Raw genomic sequence first — 19,661 nt, 5'->3', positions numbered from 1 at the left:
TCTCCGGCTGCTTCAGCTCCGGCAGCGGCGCCACGGAGTTCGCCACCGTCCGCTCATACCTCTCGACCTTACACAAGCAATCCTTCGATACCTACCAAGCCTTGGTCATGACGTTCCAGGGCAACCCGCCGATGCCTCAGCTGGGGTAGCTTGGCCGGGGTACCTGAACAGTTACGATAAATCGTGCTGGCGATGTCGTTGACGACAAGCCTGAAAAGCCCTGTCAAATTGGCTAACGGCGAACCATTGTGTGGCGTACCTATCGTTATTAGTTTGACGACATCGTCTTGCCAAGTTGTACGATCTTGAGTAAGATTCTGAAGATAAAATCTCGCGGCTATTCCTCCCATGCTGTGCGCCACTAAAATGACTTGAGGTTTTCCGGTAATTGCCACTACACAGTCAATAACCCGTTTCAACTCAACTGCCTGTTGACTAAATCTTAAATCTGTGTTGTCTGAGAAGTCTATTGCGAAATAGATTTTCGCGTGCCATCTTGATACATCTCCAGGTCCAATAGGTGTCCAGTTTGAAGGTTCGCTATTTGTTAAGGTTTTCCAGCTACACGATAGAGGCCCAGAGGAATCTTTCCAGGCTAATAAGCGCACGCCGGTATTGTCTTCGGTTGTATCAAGATGGTCAATCATGGTCATAAATGAAAGCGCTGAATCATTAATCCCATGAACAAAAATGACCGGGTATTGTGGGGCGCCTTGCGCAGATACAATCATCCATTTCAGCAATAGCAATGCCGCCAAGAAGATTTTCAAAAATAGGGCAAACCGACATCCTGGTGACATTGGATAGTTGTTCACTTTTTAATCCTCCGAGTGCGGTATCGATCTCGGGCGAGCATCAGTAAAACAATTGATCTGATTGGTAATATGCCTTGTCGTGCCATTTGCGAAATCGCACATAAATGTCCGGCATAGTTTGAGAAACCACTACAGGTAGTGGGTGACGCACGTCAGTGACGTAAGTTGGTTGGATCAACACTTCATTAGAATTATTTTCAGAATTAGCTCGGCCGCCTTGATGGGGAATCAATGCTTCATCTAAGAAGCGTAGCAGGTTCTTAGGGGTTTATTGGAAAATTTGAAAAAATATAAAATCTAGATATTTTGGGAGTTTGGTTAATGATGACTCTTGGCGCTGTTAGCAAAGGCTCATAAGAGCTTGCAAAAGTGGCAAAAGTAATTATAGGTGCAGGGGGGCCACGCTATGGGACATCGTGTTTTTCACGCTGCTCCAGTCAGCCGGGCGGGAGCATCGGCTCAAGCGTCTCTTTTCGGCGCACGGGTACCGAAAAGCCCGGCTGGCACGCGCCGGGATGCAGAGAGCGTGTGCGCTGGGGCGAAGGCTACGCCCGTGAGATCGGCGTGCCGCCTGGGGTCAACCCCATAGGGATTGGGCGTCTGCTGACCGACCCACCGCCGCGACACTGACCGTCTCGAGGCGCCGCAACGTGAGCACCAAGGCACTGAGCGCGCCCCGGCATTGTTCTTCGTGGTGGTCGGCGCCGTGGCCCGCCGGATGCGCCCCGGGCGAATGGTCCGCGACCTGAATGTCGCGCTGCTGTTGGAGCTTTGGCTTGGCCTTCAGCGCGTCATGCGCTTCACCGCCGGGATCGAATGTCCCAGAGAGGCTAATGAGGCATGCGACGTGTGTAATAGTAATGAAGCAAGGTCTGGAGTCCAAGGCGCAGGCATCAGGTCGGCCGCCCCGCCTTGCCGGTAAAGAGCAGGATCAGCGCCGCCGCCGATAGCAGCGCCAGTCGGACCCCATCGGCGATGACCGAATATTGGTGCAGTTGCTGGAAGGTTGCGAGCCCGGGCGGGGGCGGGGTACGGGAGACGAAGTCCAGTTGCCGCCCCAGGTCCACCAGTTGCGGTTCGATCCCCAGGTGCACATAGACCACCAGGGCGAGTCCCAGCCCCAGCAGCGCAATCGCCGGCCAGGATGCCCGCGCGCGCAGCGCGAGCACCAACACCAAGGCACCAAGCACGATTTGGGTGCGGTTCCAGTAGTGGAAGAGCACCCGGTTGAGTTCCGCTGAGTGGACCCACAGGAGGCTCGCCTTCTTGGCGTCGGCGTCCTTGAGGTCGAAGCCCGCGTGCTGGGCGAGCGCCGGGTTGCGCTCGAACAGGTGGGCGAAGCCGGCGAAGTTGTAGGCGGCCACGGCCCCCATCAGCACCGAGCCGCCGAGCCAGACCCCGAGTAGAAATGCCAGCACAGGTTGGTTTTTCATCGTCTTACGTCCTCGCGGGTTCAGTGGTGGTCGGGCCTCTAGGGTAGCAGGCGGCGGGGGCCTGGTACCCGGCTCCAGCCTATCTTGCGTACCGACCCCAACGGGGTCGAACATACCAGCCCAGAGCAACGCCCTGGGTATAAGGTTATACGTGAGCCTAGCCCTGAAAGGGCGTGACATAACGGCGCAGTTCGATATGTCACGCCCTTTCAGGGCTAGACCGGTGATATGGCGCTGACCCAGGGCGTTGCCCTGGGCTGATATGTCTTGCCCCTTCGGGGCTTAGGTTGGTAGCAAGATTGAGGCGGAGCGTCTTGCCAAGATGCCCGGCAACCTTGGCCTGGCGCTGCATCGTTCGCCGGGCCTGCGTCCGGCCCGGGTTTCCGGTAAGATCCCGTCGTTTATCCCACACGGCTCTTCCTCCTATCGATGGTCAGCAATCTGTTTAAGAAGATCTTCGGCAGCCGCAACGAACGGCTGGTCAGGAAGCTCCTCAAGTCCGTTACCCGGATCAATGACTTGGAGCCCGGACTCCAGGCCCTCTCAGACACGGCGCTCACGGGCAAGACCCAGGAGTTCCGCGCGCGGCTCGCCGCCGGGGAGGACCTGGAGAGTCTGCTGCCCGAGGCCTTCGCCGTCGTGCGCGAGGTCGGGCAGCGCGTGCTCGGGATGCGTCATTTCGACGTCCAGATGGTCGGCGGCATGGTCCTGCACAACGGCAAGATCGCGGAGATGCGCACCGGTGAGGGCAAGACCCTGGTCGCCACGCTCGCCGCCTATCTCAATGCCCTGCCCGCGAAGGGCGTACACGTCATCACGGTCAACGACTATCTGGCCCGGCGTGACGCGGCCTGGATGAGTCGCATCTACCACGCGCTTGGGCTCTCGGTCGGGGTCATCAACTCCTCCGGGTTGCTGGGGCCGGACGGTGCCTCCTACCTTTACGATCCCGATTACGAGCCGACCGGCGATCAGGGTTACCGCCACCTGCGCCCGGTGACCCGCCGCGAGACCTATGCCGCGGACATCACCTACGGCACCAACAACGAGTTCGGTTTCGACTATCTGCGCGATAACATGGCCTTTGCGCCGGAGCAACGCAGTCAGCGCGACCCCGCCTACGCCATCGTGGACGAGGTCGACTCGATCCTGATCGACGAGGCGCGCACGCCGCTCATCATCTCGGGTCCGTCCGAGGGCAGCACCGACCTGTATCTGAAGATCGACGCCATCATCCCGCGCCTGACCCGTCAGGACCCGATGATCAACGATGAGGGCAAGCCCGACTTCGGGCCCGGCGACTACTCGGTGGACGAGAAGGCCCGTCAGGTCTTCCTGAGCGAGGATGGTCACCAGCACGTGGAGGAGATGCTGGTGGAGATCGGCGTGCTGGCCGAGGGCGACGGGCTCTATGACCCCGGCAACATCGTGCTGATGCACCATGTCTATGCCGCGCTGCGCGCCCACGCACTCTTCCAACGCAACGTGGAATATATCGTGCGCGAGGGCCAGATCGTCATCGTCGACGAGTTCACCGGCCGCACCATGCCGGGCCGGCGCTGGTCCGAGGGTCTGCACCAGGCGGTGGAGGCCAAGGAGCGGGTGCCGATCCAGGCCGAAAACCAGACGATGGCGTCCATCACCTTCCAGAACCTGTTCCGGCTCTACCCGAAGCTCGCGGGTATGACCGGCACCGCCGACACTGAGGCCTTCGAGTTCCAACAGATCTATGGGCTCGAGGTGGTGGTCATCCCGACCAACCAGCCGATGATCCGCAAGGACAACGGTGACCTGGTCTATCTGACCCAGGCGGAGAAATACAAGGCGGTGGTCGAGGACATCCGCGACTGCGTCACCCGCGGTCAGCCGGTGTTGGTCGGTACCGCGTCCATCGAGACCTCGGAGCTGGTCTCCAAGCTGCTGGTGGAGGGCAAGGTCCCGCACGAGGTGCTGAACGCCAAGCAGCACGAGCGCGAGGCCGGCATCGTCGCCCAGGCGGGTCGCCCGGGATCCGTCACCATCGCCACCAATATGGCCGGTCGCGGGACCGACATCGTGCTCGGCGGCAACCTGGATGCGGAGCTGGAGCAGGCCGGCCCGGGCGCCGACCGCGAGGCCATCCGTGCCGCCTGGAAAGAGCGTCACGCGGCCGTGGTCGCCGCCGGCGGGCTCCATGTGGTCGGCACCGAGCGCCACGAGTCGCGGCGCATCGACAACCAGTTGCGCGGTCGCTCCGGGCGCCAGGGCGATCCGGGTTCCAGCCGCTTCTATCTGTCGCTTGAAGACAACCTGATGCGCATCTTCGCCTCCGAGCGGGTGGCATCAATGATGTCGCGGCTCGGCATGCAGGCGGGCGAGGCGATCGAGCACCCCTGGGTGACCAAGGCGATCCAGAACGCCCAGCGCAAGGTCGAGGGGCGCAACTTCGACATCCGCAAGCAGCTCCTGGAATATGACGACGTCGCCAACGACCAGCGCAAGGTGATCTACCGCCAGCGCCGCGAGTTGATGGATACCAACGACGTCTCCGAGACCATTGAGGCCATGCGTGCCGACATCCTGGAGGCCACGCTCAACGCCTGCATCCCGCCCGAGAGCCTGGAGGAGCAGTGGGACCTGCCCGGTCTGGAGGCGACGTTGGCGGACACCTTCGGTGGTGACTGGCCGGTTCGTCACTGGCTGGAGACCGACCACGACCTGCACGAGGAGACCCTGCGGCGACGCATTGCCGACGCCCTGACCGCGGACTATGCCAACAAGGGTGCCCAGGCGGGTGCCGCGGCCCTGCGCCAGTTCGAGAAGGCGGTGATGCTCCAGGCCCTGGATACCCACTGGAAGGACCACCTGGCGGCCATGGACTATCTGCGCCAGGGTATCCACCTGCGCGGCTATGCGCAGAAGAACCCCAAGCAGGAATACAAGCGCGAGGCCTTCGAGATGTTCTCCGCGATGCTGGATGACATCAAACAGGAGGTGGTCGGAACGCTGTGCAAGCTCCAGGTCCAGGTGGCCGAGCGGGTCCCTGAGTTGGCGCCGCAGCTGCTGCCGGCCCGCGACTTTCAGTTCCAGCATGAGGAGTTCCGCGGTTTCGGTGCCGCTGCCGACGACGCGGCACCCCCGGACGGGGCCGCGGTCGGGGAGGAGGCCCACCAGCCCTTTGTGCGCGGCGAGGAGAAGGTCGGTCGCAACGAGCCCTGTCCCTGCGGTTCGGGCAAGAAGTACAAGCAATGCCATGGCCGGGTCGCCTGAGGCCCGAGCATGACCGAGCAACCCGAACTGCACTTCCAGCCGGTCCCCGGCGTGCGTCTGGCCGCCGGCGCCGCCGGCATCCGCTACCAGGACCGCAACGACCTGGTCCTTTTTGAGCTGGCCGCCGGCAGCACCTGCGCCGCCGTCTTCACCCGCAATGCCTTCTGTGCCGCCCCGGTCACGCTGGCCCGCGCCCATCTGGGGGCGGGTGCGCCGCGTTGGTGGCTGATCAATGCCGGCAACGCCAATGCCGGCACCGGCGCCCGCGGGCTGCTGGACGCCAGCGCGAGTTGCCAGGCCCTGGCCGAGTTGACCGGGGATGCGCCCGAGCGCGTTTTGCCGTTCTCCACCGGTGTCATCGGTGAGCATCTGCCGGTGGAGCGCATCGCCACCGCCCTGCCCGCACTCTTGGGCCAGCTCGCGGCGGGCCACTGGCCGGAGGCCGCCCGTGCCATCATGACCACGGACCGGGTGCCCAAGCTCGTCTCCCGCCAGTTCGAGGTGGGCGGGCGCACCGCCACCCTCACCGGCATGGCCAAGGGCGCCGGCATGATCTGCCCGAACATGGCCACAATGCTCGGTTTTCTGGCCACCGATGTCGCGGTCGAGCCCGGTTTCCTCGCCGCCTGTCTGCATTCCGCGGTGGATCGTTCATTCAACGCCATCACCGTGGATGGTGACACCTCCACCAACGATGCCTGTGTACTGGCCGCGACCGGCGCCCTGGGCAATGCGCCCATCGCCGCCGCCGCGAGCCCGGACTATGCGTCCTTCCAGGGCGCGCTGGATGCCGTCTGCGTGGAGTTGGCCACCGCCATCGTGCGCGACGCCGAGGGTGCCACCAAACTGGTGACGGTCCGCGTCGAGGGCGCCGCCAGTCACGCCGAGGCGCGTCAGGTCGGCTATACCATTGCACACTCCCCGCTGGTGAAGACGGCGCTCTTCGCCTCCGACCCCAACTGGGGCCGCATCCTGGCCGCCATCGGCCGTGCCGGTCTCGATGATCTGGTGATTGCCGGGGTGCGGGTCTGGCTCGGCGAGGTGCTGATCGTCGACGGCGGTGGGCGTGCCCCCACCTATACCGAGGCCGCCGGGGCCGCCGTGATGCGCGCACCCGAGATCCTGATCCGGGTCGCGCTCGGTCGTGGCGAGTCGAGCGCCGAGATCCTCACCTGCGACCTGTCATACGACTATGTGCGGATCAATGCGGAGTACCGGTCTTAACGTTGTTCTCGTGACCCTGCGGCGGAGACTGTGACAGTATTCCCGTAGGATGGGTTGAGGGCAGCGAAACCCACCGTCAGCGCTTCGACCAAGCGTTGATTGCTGGGTTTCGCTACGCTCTACCCAGCCTACAGCGGGTGCTTGGATCGGTGCAGCGGCGATTGCTTCCACACTCTCGCAGCCGTGTCACGAGGAAGGAAAAAGAGGACGTCGTGCCCCTGTCCAGTAAGCAGATCCATGTCATGGCCGGGGTCCTCCAGGACGCTGAGGGTCGGGTCCTGGTCACGCGCCGCCCAGAGGCCGCCCATCAGGGCGGCCTCTGGGAGTTCCCTGGCGGCAAGCTGGAGCCCGGCGAGACCCCCGAGCAGGGTCTGTCCCGGGAACTCGCTGAGGAACTCGGCATTGAGATCCACACCAGCCGCCCCCTGATTCGGGTCCATCACGACTATGGTGACCGCCATATCCTGCTGGACGTGCGCCGCGTCGTCGCCCACGCCGGCACCCCGCACGGACGGGAGGGTCAGCCACTCGACTGGCTCGCCCCCAATGCGATGGACCCGACTCGGTTTCCCGCCGCCGATCGGCCCATCATCATGGCGCTGCGTCTGCCCCAACGCTTGCTGATCACCGGCGCGGACCCCCGCGACCCGGCCACCCTGCTGGCGCGGCTGCGGCGGGTGCTTGAGGCCGGTATCCGCCTGGTCCAATTGCGCGCCCATGAACTCGACGATGCCGCCTATCGCGACCTGGCCGGGCGCGCCTTCCCGCTCTGCGCGGCGGCCGGCGCGCGGCTCCTGCTCAACCGTGACCCCGTCGCCGTCGCGGACTGTCCGTGCCACGGTCTGCACCTCACCGCGCACCGACTGGCCGCCCTGCAACGGCGACCCGGGGCGCCTGATGAGCTGGTGGGCGCCTCCTGCCACAACGCCGCGGAGCTCAGCCGCGCCGCCGCCCTGGGGCTCGATTACGCGCTGCTGTCACCGGTCAAACCCACCGCGACCCACCCCCAGGCGCGCGCCCTGGGTTGGCCGGGGTTCGCGGCGCTCGTCGACCCCATCCCCCTGCCGGTCTATGCCCTGGGCGGGCTCACCACCACGGATCTCTCCGATGCCATTGGGCACGGCGCCCAAGGGGTCGCCGCCATCCGGGGATTGTGGCCCAATTGACTTTGTAGGGTTAACGCCGTTGCAGTCGCTCGTTTCCTGCCTCACAGCAATGTGACGGGCGATACCTTCCCCAAGGGGCAGTACCCCCACCGCGATGTGATCGCTACGCTGTCGAACGATGACCAAGAACCGCTTGAGCAATGTCCGCGTCGCGATCGTCGAAGATGACGAGAGCGCTCGACGCTCGCTCGCGCGCCTGTTGCGCGCCGCCGGGATGCAGCCGACCGCCTATGCGTCCGCCGAAGATTTTCGCGCGGACGTGCGGCAACCGCGGTTCGCGTGCCTGTTGCTCGACGTGCAGTTACTCGGCATGTCCGGGCTCGACCTGCAGCGGCAGCTGGCGGTGGAGGGCGTGACCACGCCGGTGCTCTTCATTACGGCTCACGACGATCCCCAGGCGCGTGCGCAGGCGATGGCAGGGGGGTGTGTGGGGTTTTTCCGCAAGACGGACGCCGGGAGCGAGCTACTCGACGCCATTCGGCGCGTCGTCTAATATCCCGCCATGAATTGGATCACCATTGCCTGGCCGATGGTCGCGTCCGCCTGCCTCACCCTGGGGCTGATCGAGTTACGCATCGGCCTGACTCAACCGCCGCGTGCGGCCCGCCTGCTATTTGCACTCAGCGCCTTTGCCGTCGCCGGCATTTCCGGTTTGGAGCTGGCCTTGACGCGCGCCGACAACTTGGCCGACTGGTGGCCGTTGATGCGTTGGCTGGACATCGCGGTCGGCCTGATGATGGTCTCGCTCACCGCGTTCATCTGGGTCTATTTCGGTACCGGCAGCAAATGGCTCGCGCTGGCGGTGCCGGGCCTCTACGCGGTGGGATTGGCGTTCGACTATCTTCCCGGGTCGGGGATGACCTACCAGCAGATCACCGGCTTCAGAACGGTCGAGACGTTCGGCGGGGTCACCTTCAACCTGGCCGAGGGTGTGCCGAATCCCTGGAATGTATTCCCTTATCTGGCGGTCCTGGCGCTGATCGTGTTCGTGGTGGATGCCTCGGCCAGACTGTGGCGCCGTGGCGGGCGCTGGCGCGCGGCGGTGGTCGGGGGCAGCATCGTGCTCTTCTTCCTGGTGGGTGGGGGCCAGGCGGCCTTGATCGAAACGGGGGCCGTGCAGATGCCCTACCTGATCAGTTGGGCCTATCTTGTCATCCTGGTGGCGATGGCGAGCGAGTTGCACGCCGACGTGTTGGCGGCGGCACAGCTTGCCTCCCGATTGCAGGACAGCGAGATGGTCCTGCAACAGTTGCGCAGTCAGTTGGCCCACGCCAGCCGCGTCTCGCTGATGGGACAGCTTGCCTCGGCGCTCGCCCACGAGCTGAACCAGCCGCTCGGGGCCATCCTGCGTAACGCCGAGGCCGCCGAGCTCTTCCTCGCTCAGGACCCGCCGGACTTGGATGAACTGCGTGCCATTCTGCTGGACATCCGCCAGGACGACCGACGTGCCAGCGACGTCATCGAGCGGCTGCGTACCTTGCTCAAACGCCGCAGCCTCGCCCCCTGCGCCTTGTCGGTGGGCGACCTGTTGACCACGGTGGCCGCACTGACGCGCGGCGATGCCGCGGCCCGCCAGACCCGCCTGGAGATCGCCGCCGCCCCCGGGCTGCCGCTGGTCATGGGCGATGCCGTACACCTTCAGCAGGTGCTGCTCAATCTCGTGCTCAACGCGATGGATGCCGTGGGACACCTGCCCGCCGAGCGGCGGCAGGTGCGAGTGGGGGCGCAACGCCCTGACGAGCGCGCGGTTGAAGTGAGCGTCAGTGACGGCGGGCACGGGATCGCCCCGGACCAACTCGGGCAACTGTTCGAGCCGTTCTTTACCACCAAGCCGCACGGCATGGGCATCGGGCTCGCGATCTCACGCACCATCATTGAGGCGCACGGCGGACGCATCTGGGCGGAGAACAACGGCTCGGACGGCGCGACCTTTCGCTTTACACTTCCGCTGGTGGAGGAATCACCCGCACCGTGAGCGACGCCACCCAGAGTGATCACGGGCCGGTGGTCCATGTCGTTGACGACGACGCCTCCTTCCTGGTGGCCGTCGGGCGCCTGCTGCGGGCGGCGGGCCGCACGGTTCGGACCTTTGCCTCGGCGGCCGAGCTGCTCGCGCAACTCGGCGATACCCCGGGCTGCGTCATCGCCGATCTGCGGATGCCGGGAATGGACGGCCTCGACCTACAGCAAGCGCTGTTGCGGCAAGCGAATGCGCTGCCGGTGATCTTTCTGACCGGCGAAGGTGATATCCCTACGAGTGTGCGTGCAATGCGCCACGGTGCCGAGGATTTCCTCACCAAGCAAGCGCCTCAGGAGGACCTGCTCGCCGCCGTGGACCGGGCGATCGCCCGCGACGCCCGCCAGCGCGCGGAAGGCGCCCGTTTGCGCGCGCTGCGCACCCGGCTCGACACCCTCAGCCCGCGGGAACACGACGTGCTGCGGCAGGTGGTGCGGGGACGGCTGAACAAGCAGATCGCGGCCGATCTCGGGATCGGCGAGCGCACCGTCAAGCTACATCGCACGGCCATCACGACCAAGCTCCAGCTGCGCTCCGTGGCCGAGTTGACCCGTCTGGTCCAGGAGTTGGGTCTGTTCGTGGAGCACCCGCCGACCTGCCCTAAAGGGCAGTAGTCGCAGCGCGGGCGTGCGGCTAGGCTGCCAGGAGCGGCGCCGGCTGAACCGGCTGAGCGTGCCTGCAAACTCTCACGGCCATGCCACTCCATCTGTTTGAGGAACGCGCGTATGCAACGCAAGAAACCATCGGTTGTTGAATCGGCCTTCCCCCCCGGGCTGACGACGGCCTGCTCAGTTCTCGCCTTGACGGTCTGTCTGAGCGCCGTCAGCGCCCAGGCCGCCGACCAGGGCGCACGCCGCCATGCCCGCGGCGCCTACGACACTGTCACCGCTACCTACGCGGTGGTCGACGGCGATGAGATCGATGTCATCAGCGAGCGCTTCGAGATTCCGGTCGCGGATCTCAAGGCGCAGAACAAGCTGTCTGCAGACGACGTCAGGAAGGGTCAGAAACTGGTCATCGGCGCCGCCGCGCAGGCGGCCCCTGCTGCTCGCAGCGTCGCGAGCGCGGGCGACGCCAAAAAGCCCAACATCCTCTTCATCATGGGAGACGACATCGGCATCATGAACGTCGGTGCCTATCACCGTGGCCTCATGGTCGGGGAGACGCCCAATATTGACCGCATCGCCCAGGAAGGTGCGCTCTTTCAGACCTATTACGCCGAGCAGAGCTGCACGGCCGGGCGCACGGCCTTTTTCACCGGCATGCACCCACTGCGCGCGGGCATGATCATGCCCCAACTGCCCGGCGCCACCAGTTCGTTGCTGCCCGGCACCCCGGCAATCGCCAAATTCCTGCAAGACCTCGGCTACAACACCGGCGAGTTCGGCAAGAATCACTTGGGCGACAAGACGGCCTCCCTGCCGACCGCCCACGGCTTCCAGGAGTTCTGGGGCTATCTGTACCACCTGGATGCGATGCAGGGCGTGAGCTTCCCGGACATCAACAAGTCCCCGACCGAGCAGACGGTCGTACCCCCGTGCAAGAACACCCCGGTCCCCGGGCTCTCGGACCCGCCCGGTGCGCTCGATCCGAAGACCGCACTCTGCATGACCCCGCCGCGGCCCATCATTGCCTGCAAGTCGTCCGACGGCACGGAAAAGAACCAGACCTGCAAAGACGAAGGGCCGCTGACGCTGGAGCGTTCCAAGACCGTGGATGAGGAGATCTCGACCAAGGTCATCGACTACCTGGACCGTAACGACCCCAAGAAGACCGGCAAGCCCTTCTTCGTCTGGTACAACCCGGCGCGCATGCACATCACGACCATGCTCTCGCCCAAATACGAAGCCATGCTGGGCGAGAAGGGCGGCAAGGACTGGGGCATCAACGAAGTCGGCATGAAGCAGCTCGACGATAACGTCGGCTATGTCCTGAAGAAGCTGGAGGAGATGGGCGAGCTCGATAACACCATCGTCGTCTTCACCACCGACAACGGCGCCGAGGCCATCACCTACCCGGACGGCGGCGTCACGCCCTTCCGTGGCGGGAAACTCACGACCTGGGAAGGCGGAATGCGCGCTCCGCTCGTAGTGCGGTGGCCGGGACACATCAAGCCCGGCACGGTCAACGATCAGATCGTTTCCGCGCTTGACTGGCTGCCGACCCTCGTTGATATCGCGGGCGGTCCCAAGGGGGACGGCCTGAAGAAGCAGGTTGAGGCGGGTACCTACCCCGGTATCGTCAAGACGACGCTCGATGGCGTCAATCAGCGCGACTATCTGGAAGGCAAGGGCGCTTCCGCGCGCGACTACTTCTTCTATTACACCGGCGTGCATCCGTCCGCGGTTCGCTACAAGAACTGGAAGTTCTACTACTCGATGGCACCCTCGTCGTCGACCGGCGGTCTGACGGGAGTCGTGACCTATCACTGGACCCAGGTCAACAACATCAAGCGCGATCCCTTCGAGCAGGCCGTCGCCGAGGACCAGAAGACGCTGCTGGGTTACGGCGGCGCGCTGGCGGCCCCGAGCACGGCCTATATCTATGACTGGAACCTGCTGCCCATCGGGCAGTTGATGTGGCTGAAGGAGCTGGAGACCTACCGGGCGTTTCCGCCGCTGCAAACGCCGGCGAGCTACAACCTGGATCAGGTGATTGAGGCGATGAAGGACGCGAAGCACATCAGCCACGCGGGGGAATAGTCCCAGACCTCAGCGAGTGGGCGGCCCGCAAGGGTCGCCCACTCGAACCTATAAGGGAGATGCCAGTGATGAAACCCATGCCCACCTTTGCCGCGTTCACGCGCCTTTTGGCATTGGGCGCCCTGCTCGTCCTGCCTACCCGCGCCCTGGCGGCGACCGATCCGCTACCCTCTTGGAACGATGGCCCCGCTAAGCAGGCCATCGTCGCCTTCGTGAATGAGACCACCGACCAGTCGAGCGCGAAATTCGTACCGCCCGTCGAGCGTATCGCCACCTTCGACCAGGACGGCACCCTGTGGGTCTCGCACCCGATTTACACGCAAGTGATGTATTGCCTGGATCAGGTTCCCAAGCTGGTCGATAAACAGCCCCAATTGCGCGAGGTCGAGCCGTTCAAGACGGTCCTGTCGGGCGACCGCGAGGCGATTGCCAAGCTGCCGATGAAGGCGCTCGAAAAGATTCTTGTCGCGACGCTGACCGGCATGTCGACCGACGCGTTCCAGGCCGAGGTCAAGGCGTGGCTCGCCAAGGCCCGCGACCCACGCTGGCATCGACCCTTTACCGAGTTGACCTACCAGCCGATGCAGGAGGTCCTGCATTATCTGCGGGACAACGGCTATAAGACTTTCATCGTCACCGGGGGTGGTCAGGACTTTGTGCGCGTCTATTCCGATGCGGTCTACGGCATCCCCCCGGAACAGGTGGTCGGCAGCGCCGGTGTGACAAAATATGAATACGATAAGAACGGCATGCCGTTCCTGATCAAGGAGCCCAAGCTCCTGCTCAACGATGACCATGCAGGCAAGCCCGAGGGCATTCACCTGATGATCGGCCAGCGTCCCCATGCCGCCTTCGGCAACTCCACCGGCGACCGCCAGATGCTGGAATACACCAAGGCCGGTGACGGCGCGCGGCTGTCCATGCTCGTGCTGCATGATGACGCCGCGCGCGAATATGCCTATGGCCTGACGCAAGGGCTGCCCGACACCACGGTCGGCAGCTTCACCCAGGCGCTGTATGACGAGGCGAAGAAGGCGGGCTGGACGGTCATCAGCATCAAGAGCGATTGGAAACGCGTCTTCGCGTTTGATCAATAGCATCCGCGGGCCATGGTCAAACGAGAACATGTGAAGAACAACCAGGCCTACGTCGGCGAACCCAAGCAGTATCAGGCCTACCAGCAATTGCGCGTGGCTAGACAGACCAGCGACCAGAACCTGGAGGCCGCGGAGCTGAACCAGGCGGCGTCGATGAACTGGGGTGCCTGGGGTGGGATAGGCGGCCCCGGTTGGTATTGAGCCGATCCTGAACCGCGCCAGTGGTGCCGACGATGCCATGATACGGGTCCATCACGACGATGGCGACCGCCATATCCTGCCGGATGTGTGCCGGGTCGATGCCCACGCCGGCACCCCCACCAGGGACGGGAGGGGCAGCCTCTCGACTGGCTCGCCCCCGATGCGATGGAGCCGACCCGATTCCCCGCCGCCCATCGGCCCATCATCATGGCGCTGCACCCATTCGGCGCGGCGCTCAAGTGATTGCGACCATCCGGGGATTATGGCCCAATGGAGGTTCAAGCCAGATAAGGAGTTTGCCGATGTCGATCTTGGAGTCCTGCCAGCCCCGCGCGGATCTACTCGCCGGCACTCTCAACCCGGAAATCTTCACTGCCAACCTGATGCAGGTCATCGACCACTACCGGGGCGATCCCGACGTGGTCCAGAACATCTACACCGACCCGGTGGCCTTCTTCGGCGAGGGAACCTATCCCACCGAGGGCATGCGCCAGGTCCTGCGCAACTGCTTCGGCCGGCTCGGCGGGACCGACGCCACCTATCCGGCCATCCAACGCATGGAGAGCGCCTTCGGCGGCGGCAAGACCCACACCCTGATCGGCGCCACCCACCTGGCCTTCCAGGGCACCGCCATCGCCGCGGCGGCCCAAGGCGTGATCGACCCCGCCCTGTTGCTGGCCCCCGGTGAGGTCACGGTGGTCGGGATCGCCGGCGACCGCGTCGCCATCCACGAGACCCATGGCGCCCGGCTGATCCCCTATACCCTTTGGGGCGAGATCGCCTTCCAGATCGGCGGCGAGGCACTCTATCAGGCAATCGGCCCCTCGGCCAGTTCCTTCGGCTCCCCGGGGGACGAGTATTTCGACTGCGTCTTCAAGGGCCGCAAGGTCCTCATCATGCTCGACGAGCTGGCCGCCTACGCCGCCCGTATCGAGGCCGCCCGGCCGGGTGGGCGTTCCAGCGTCGCCACCTTCCTGATGTCGCTCTTCCAGTACGCCAAGGAGCATACCGGGCTCGCCGTGATCCTCACCCTGGCCAGTCAGCGCGACGCCTTTGCCCGCCAGACCGCGATGATCCTGGACCTGGTCTCCAAGGCCCGCGGCCAGGACGTATCGAAGGAGGAAGCGCTCGGGATCGCCCGCGCGGCGGACGGCGAGGTCCGCAGCGTCGTCCAGCGCGACGCCACCGCTGTAGTGCCGGTCCGCGGCCAGGAAATCTCCCGCGTGCTGGCGCGGCGCCTGTTCGCCCACATCGACCAGGACGGCGCCGCCGCCACGGCCGACGCCTACATGGAGATGTACCGGCGCACCGCCTTGCTGCTGCCCGAGCAGGCCCGGCAGGAGACCTATCGGGAGCGCCTGACCGCCCACTATCCCTTTCACCCGACCCTGATCGACTACCTGACCGACAAGCTCGCCACCGTCGAGAGCTTCCAGGGGACCCGCGGCGTGCTGCGGGTCCTGGCCCTCACGGTCGCCAACCTCTGGCGCCGCCAGTCCCCCGCACCCATGATCCATGCCTGTCACCTGGATCTACGTGACCCCCGACTCTCCGACGAGCTGGTGAGCCGCACCGAGAGTGCCGAGCTGATGCCGATCATCAACGCCGACCTCGGCGGCCCCGACAGCGGCGACCTCAAGGCACAGCACAGCAACGCCGCCCTGGCCGATCGCGCCAATCCCCACCCGGACGGCTTTCCGCTGCACGAATACGCGTGGAAGACTGTCTTCCTGCACAGCCTGGCGGGCTTCGGCGACGGGCTTGGTTCCAACGTCTTCGGTATCGCCAAGCAGGACGCCCTGTTTGCCACCGCCTTTCCGGGCATGACCCCGCCCCAGGTCGAAACGGCCCTCGACGCCCTGCGCTCCCAGGCCTATTACCTGCGCTACTCGGAGACCGAAGGTCGCTATTACGCGAGCACCGGTGTTTCGATCAACCGCGTCCTGGCCGACATCCGCCGGGCCCTGCGCGGTACCAAGGGCGTCGAGCAGCTCATCCACGAGACCTCGCGCAAGGTAGTGAAGCCCGGCACCCTCAATTTCGAGGTCGTGGCCGAGGTGGAGCTTCCGGAACGCATCCCCGACAAGGGCACCCAGGGCCAATCAGGGCCCACCCTGGCCCTGATCGCCCTGGACAGCCCCGCGGTGGACCCTGCGCAGTTCATCACCCAGGCAGGACCCAACAAGCCCCGCCTGCACCAGAACCTGATATTTTTGCTGGTGCCGGACACCGTCGAGGTGGCCGGCGAGCACCTACCCGGCGATGACATGCTCGACAACGCCGCCACCCGCGCACTCGATCTGCGCGAGCGCCTGACCGGCATCGGCATCGACGTACTGGCGCGGCGCACGCTCAAGCACAACCCGGCGGGCTACGGCCTGTCAGATGCCGCCTTGAGTGACCAAACCTTCAAACGCGACACCGATGAGCGCGAGAACGCCCTTCAGACCGTCGTCACCCAGGCGTACCGCAACCTCTGGTTTCCGGGGCAGGGCGGTAAGATCGTCCGCCGCGAGATCAGTACCGCCGGCGGCGAGGGCGGGCGCTCCGTCATCGAGAGTATCCGCGAGGTCCTGCTCGCCGACGGCAAGCTCGTCACCGCCGAACTGGCCCTCACCAGCTCGGCCGCCGGCGCCGCCGTCAAACTGTTCTTCGCCGCGAACAAGGATTACCAGACCCTCGAGGACCTGCGCAGCGCCTTCGCCTGCCGCCGTGACTGGCCCGTGTTGGAGGAAAAGGGCGTCTTCAACACGCTCATCCGTTCTGGGATAGGCCACAGCGCCTGGTGCCTTTTCCGCATGGGGGCGGCCGAATCGGTGAAACCGGCCGAATTCCACGCCCGCGAGACGGGCGAGCTCCCGCTCCCGATCGACCTCACCGAGCCGGGCTGGAGCCTGGTTACCCCCCAGGGAGCCAAACAGCGCAACTGGACCGCCGCGGACAAGCCGGACCCCGCCCAGATCCTCAAGTGGGTCCACAAGGCAATCGTCGAGGCCCGCTATTGCTCAGTCTCCGATATCGCCGACGCGGTGGCGCAGACCCACGGCGACATCTCAGTCCAGGACACCGGCCGCGCCATCGACGAACTGGTCAAGGCCAACCACCTCTATGTCCATGCCCCGGACCAGGACCCGGGCAGCGACCCCAGTGTCCTGCGCGGGGCCACCAACTGGGTGATGGAGACCCTCGGCCCGGACTATCAGGTCATCACCAAGACCGAGGCCGCTACCCGGGGTTGGGTGACTACGAAGGACAAAACCCTGTCGTTCTCAGGCGAGCAGGCGCGCAAGAAGGTCCTGCCACTGCTGAAGCGGCTCGCGTCGATCTACCAGACCGGCGGCACCTCCACCATCGATTACCTGGAAGTGAGCGGCCTTAAGCTCCCCGCGGGGGGGCAGATCAGTCTGCGACTGGATCAACTCAAGCCCGAGGATGTGAAGGCCCTCGACGAACTGCTGGCCCCGGCGATGGCCCTGACCACCCACGACAAGGACACCGAGGTCCAACTCGTCATCAATGAGCCACAGGACGGCTGCAAGCTCGTCGCCGAATTGAGCAAAGACTAGGTTATCGATCGCCACCCATGGCCAAGAGAAAAGAATCACTCGACCTCGCCAAACACCTTGCCGAGCGGCTGGCCAAACAGAGCGCCAAGGCGCCCTTTCTGCTGCGCATCACGCAATGGCAGGGCGCCCCGGTCCCCGTGCTGGTGGTCAAGGAGCGCCAGTACCGCGACCAGGGCGAGGCCGCCAAGGGGCCTGACGGCCAGCGCAGCCGTGCCCGTCCCGTCCTGATCGAGCGCGGTAACCTCTGCGGCGAACCGCTGCACCGCTGCCTACCGATGCTGCGCCGCATCGTCGAGGGTGTCACCGATCCGGCCGGCGTCCCCCTGGAGCTTGCCCGCTATCTCACCGCCGAGGGGCTGCGTATCCGCGGCAACCTACCCCTGGATGAAGAGGCCGGCGCCAAACTCGCCCTGATCTTCCGTTTGCAGGATCGCATCAAAGACTTGGATCGCGTGGAGCTGATCGCTTACCGTGTCCGCCAGTTCACCCGTGAAGAGGCCGCCTACTGGCTGTCGCGGACCGTCAGCTTTGGGCCGATCGCCAACCGCTGGGCGCTTTCCGGGTTGCGGATCATGTTGGGGGGGCATGCGGACGACAAGGGGGTTGCGGAAATGCTGGAGCGGCTGCGGCTGGCGGCATGAACGCCGATCTTGCAAAGTCGGCACCGCAGCAGGATGCCGCCGAGTGCTGCGAAGGCCCGATGGCGGCGGCCTTCTCCCGGCTCGCCGATTTGACGCGCCTCGGGCCTGACTGGGATTCCTATGGCGCTGATCCGATCGCACACGCTTGTCTGGCCAACGTCAGGGCCGTATTGGCGGCCCTGCCCGCTGATACCCCAGCCCCGGAGATCACCCCAAACCCAAATGGCACCCTGACCGTGGATTGGGTAGCTGAGGGATACCGCCTCTCGTTCGAGATCGGTGCTAGCCGCTACAGCGCGTGTTGGGAATCGGCGGCCGGGGTGCAGACCGATGAAGGCGACATCCTGCGGGGCATCCCTGCATTCGTCAGCGAGGCCCTGGCATTCCTCCGGCCACTGGCGTTCGCGGCTCGGAGCGCCTGACGCTTCGCCTTTTCACCGGATTGGCGGAACTGCGTACGGTGTTTCCCTAAGGATGCGCGATGCCCGTCAACACATTTTCACTCCAACCAGGCAGCACCCGGGCCAAGCGATCGTCATTCGTCCACAGTCCAGTACATCCATGACTTTGCGCCAAGGCGACATGCAACGCATCCGGCGTTTTGAGACCAGCCACGCGCCATTGCAAGGCCGCATCGACCACCCGATCGTCAATTGCAATGATCTCATGAGTACGCAGGAACGATTCATAGCGTGCGGCAAGGGCATGGTCACGCTCCCGCAGCGGTCGGGCGAGAACCTCAAGCCGCGTCAATGCGGAGACGCTGAACAGCGCATCGACCTGCGCGGCAATGCGCAAGTGCAATGGCAAGAAGAAGTGCGGATGCCGTTCGACCAGATAGATGGCGATGCAGGAATCCAGGTAGATTTTGTTTATCACATCAATCGCCCCAAGCGCTGCGGTTGGCGGCAATCTCGCGCTCCATAGTGCCCGGGTCGCCTGGGGGCGCCGCGGCAAAGTCGGGGCTATCCAGGATATGCAACAAGGCGGCCCCAGCGCCGTGCTTCGGCAAGCCTTCATCGACCGGCGTGAGAATGGTCACGACGGCTCGCATGGTTCGTGGAAGCCTGAGAGGCTCAAGTAATGTAACCCTGCCATCCGGGCTGATTTCAGCTTCGATTGCCTGTAACATGGTAGCCTCCGTTGTTGAGCGCAGCGGGCGCCGGGTGTCAGGGGTATCAGGGGTGTCGGCGGCCGACAGTGGCCCTGAGTGTTTCCGGCCTATATCAGTCGCTCGATCGGCCGCGTAACCTTCGCCTCCCAGACTATGGGATACTTGAGCCGTTCGGCAAGGGCTTCGCGACGATGCGATCGAACAGATCACAGGAGGACCGCATCTTGCCATGCAACTCAGGCGGATCAGTGCGCCGCCGGGGCGTTGGCGTAGCGAGATGACCTCTGGGCGTACGCAGCCGAGTCTCCCGCACACTGAGGAGGGTCCCCTGAGCACTGAGCCGGGTCTCCCGCGCACTGACCTGAGTCCCCTGCGCGCTGAGCCGGGTCCCCTGCGCACTGAGCCGGGTCCCCTGCGCACTGAGCCGGGTCCCCTG

At 64.7% G+C, this 19,661-nt stretch carries 17 protein-coding genes; 12 read left to right on the top strand and 5 right to left on the bottom strand.

The features are described 5' to 3' along the window. Positions 1–68 precede the first annotated feature (68 nt). Positions 69–815 (bottom strand): alpha/beta fold hydrolase, encoded by a 747-nt coding sequence (locus QZY44_RS17605; RefSeq protein ID WP_295449075.1) that lies wholly within the window; start codon positions 813–815, stop codon positions 69–71. 893 nt (positions 816–1,708) lie between these two features. Continuing rightward, on the bottom strand, positions 1,709–2,248 hold the full coding sequence (locus QZY44_RS17600) for a hypothetical protein (RefSeq protein WP_295449072.1): 540 nt from the start codon (positions 2,246–2,248) through the stop codon (positions 1,709–1,711). A gap of 429 nt (positions 2,249–2,677) precedes the next feature. On the opposite strand from QZY44_RS17600, the gene secA reads away from it, so the two are divergent. From secA to QZY44_RS17540, 12 genes are all read left to right on the top strand, one after another. After that, positions 2,678–5,497, top strand: a complete 2,820-nt coding sequence (secA, locus tag QZY44_RS17595; protein ID WP_295449069.1) for a preprotein translocase subunit SecA — start codon at positions 2,678–2,680, stop codon at positions 5,495–5,497. Positions 5,498–5,506: 9 nt separating this feature from the next. Continuing rightward, a complete protein-coding gene (gene argJ / locus QZY44_RS17590; RefSeq protein ID WP_295449066.1) occupies positions 5,507–6,721 on the top strand; it encodes a bifunctional glutamate N-acetyltransferase/amino-acid acetyltransferase ArgJ in 1,215 nt (404 codons plus the stop codon). Positions 6,722–6,939: 218 nt separating this feature from the next. Further along, on the top strand, positions 6,940–7,887 hold the full coding sequence (locus tag QZY44_RS17585; protein WP_295449078.1) for a Nudix family hydrolase: 948 nt from the start codon (positions 6,940–6,942) through the stop codon (positions 7,885–7,887). 118 nt (positions 7,888–8,005) lie between these two features. Continuing rightward, positions 8,006–8,380 (top strand): response regulator, encoded by a 375-nt coding sequence (locus QZY44_RS17580; protein WP_295449063.1) that lies wholly within the window; start codon positions 8,006–8,008, stop codon positions 8,378–8,380. A 9-nt stretch (positions 8,381–8,389) separates the two neighbouring features. Then, a complete protein-coding gene (locus QZY44_RS17575) occupies positions 8,390–9,862 on the top strand; it encodes an ATP-binding protein (RefSeq protein ID WP_295449060.1) in 1,473 nt (490 codons plus the stop codon). Continuing rightward, positions 9,859–10,518: a response regulator gene (locus QZY44_RS17570; protein WP_295449057.1), complete on the top strand. Its 660-nt coding sequence runs from the start codon at positions 9,859–9,861 to the stop codon at positions 10,516–10,518. Before QZY44_RS17575 ends, QZY44_RS17570 begins: the two co-directional genes overlap by 4 nt. 111 nt (positions 10,519–10,629) lie before the next feature. After that, positions 10,630–12,606 (top strand): sulfatase-like hydrolase/transferase, encoded by a 1,977-nt coding sequence (locus QZY44_RS17565; RefSeq protein ID WP_295449055.1) that lies wholly within the window; start codon positions 10,630–10,632, stop codon positions 12,604–12,606. Between the two features lie 68 nt (positions 12,607–12,674). Next, complete coding sequence (locus QZY44_RS17560; RefSeq protein ID WP_295449051.1) at positions 12,675–13,703, top strand: HAD family hydrolase; 1,029 nt, start codon at positions 12,675–12,677, stop codon at positions 13,701–13,703. Between the two features lie 12 nt (positions 13,704–13,715). Beyond that, positions 13,716–13,904: a hypothetical protein gene (locus QZY44_RS17555; RefSeq protein WP_295449049.1), complete on the top strand. Its 189-nt coding sequence runs from the start codon at positions 13,716–13,718 to the stop codon at positions 13,902–13,904. 302 nt (positions 13,905–14,206) lie between these two features. After that, positions 14,207–17,470 (top strand): DUF499 domain-containing protein, encoded by a 3,264-nt coding sequence (locus QZY44_RS17550; protein ID WP_295449047.1) that lies wholly within the window; start codon positions 14,207–14,209, stop codon positions 17,468–17,470. A gap of 17 nt (positions 17,471–17,487) precedes the next feature. Beyond that, a complete protein-coding gene (locus tag QZY44_RS17545) occupies positions 17,488–18,111 on the top strand; it encodes a hypothetical protein (RefSeq protein WP_295449044.1) in 624 nt (207 codons plus the stop codon). After that, on the top strand, positions 18,108–18,533 hold the full coding sequence (locus tag QZY44_RS17540; RefSeq protein WP_295449041.1) for a hypothetical protein: 426 nt from the start codon (positions 18,108–18,110) through the stop codon (positions 18,531–18,533). Before QZY44_RS17545 ends, QZY44_RS17540 begins: the two co-directional genes overlap by 4 nt. Before the next feature lie 46 nt (positions 18,534–18,579). Here QZY44_RS17540 and QZY44_RS17535 read toward each other — a convergent pair whose 3' ends face one another. From QZY44_RS17535 to QZY44_RS17525, 3 genes are all read right to left on the bottom strand, one after another. Beyond that, positions 18,580–19,023, bottom strand: a complete 444-nt coding sequence (locus QZY44_RS17535) for a PIN domain-containing protein (protein ID WP_295449038.1) — start codon at positions 19,021–19,023, stop codon at positions 18,580–18,582. Beyond that, entirely contained in the window at positions 18,992–19,153 is a 162-nt protein-coding gene (locus tag QZY44_RS17530) for a hypothetical protein (RefSeq protein WP_295449035.1), read from the bottom strand. Before QZY44_RS17530 ends, QZY44_RS17535 begins: the two co-directional genes overlap by 32 nt. 223 nt (positions 19,154–19,376) lie before the next feature. Next, a partial coding sequence (locus tag QZY44_RS17525; protein ID WP_295449033.1) for a hypothetical protein occupies positions 19,377–19,661 on the bottom strand: 285 nt, incomplete at its 5' end.

Origin of the sequence: uncultured Thiodictyon sp. (assembly GCA_903837595.1) — a bacterium.
Taxonomy (GTDB): Bacteria; Pseudomonadota; Gammaproteobacteria; order Chromatiales; family Chromatiaceae; genus Thiodictyon.
The sequence above is the reverse complement of the archived record's forward strand: the minus strand, read 5'-3'. Positions and strand labels throughout refer to the sequence as shown.

What these genes read in the sequence shown, in the direction of transcription:
- QZY44_RS17600 (WP_295449072.1), bottom strand. Translation starts at nt 2,248, where the DNA reads ATGAAAAACCAACCTGTGCTGGCATTTCTACTCGGGGTCTGGCTCGGC.
- argJ (WP_295449066.1), top strand. Translation starts at nt 5,507, where the DNA reads ATGACCGAGCAACCCGAACTGCACTTCCAGCCGGTCCCCGGCGTGCGT.
- secA (WP_295449069.1), top strand. Translation starts at nt 2,678, where the DNA reads ATGGTCAGCAATCTGTTTAAGAAGATCTTCGGCAGCCGCAACGAACGG.
- QZY44_RS17560 (WP_295449051.1), top strand. Translation starts at nt 12,675, where the DNA reads ATGAAACCCATGCCCACCTTTGCCGCGTTCACGCGCCTTTTGGCATTG.
- QZY44_RS17555 (WP_295449049.1), top strand. Translation starts at nt 13,716, where the DNA reads ATGGTCAAACGAGAACATGTGAAGAACAACCAGGCCTACGTCGGCGAA.
- QZY44_RS17545 (WP_295449044.1), top strand. Translation starts at nt 17,488, where the DNA reads ATGGCCAAGAGAAAAGAATCACTCGACCTCGCCAAACACCTTGCCGAG.
- QZY44_RS17575 (WP_295449060.1), top strand. Translation starts at nt 8,390, where the DNA reads ATGAATTGGATCACCATTGCCTGGCCGATGGTCGCGTCCGCCTGCCTC.
- QZY44_RS17580 (WP_295449063.1), top strand. Translation starts at nt 8,006, where the DNA reads ATGACCAAGAACCGCTTGAGCAATGTCCGCGTCGCGATCGTCGAAGAT.
- QZY44_RS17565 (WP_295449055.1), top strand. Translation starts at nt 10,630, where the DNA reads ATGCAACGCAAGAAACCATCGGTTGTTGAATCGGCCTTCCCCCCCGGG.
- QZY44_RS17550 (WP_295449047.1), top strand. Translation starts at nt 14,207, where the DNA reads ATGTCGATCTTGGAGTCCTGCCAGCCCCGCGCGGATCTACTCGCCGGC.
- QZY44_RS17540 (WP_295449041.1), top strand. Translation starts at nt 18,108, where the DNA reads ATGAACGCCGATCTTGCAAAGTCGGCACCGCAGCAGGATGCCGCCGAG.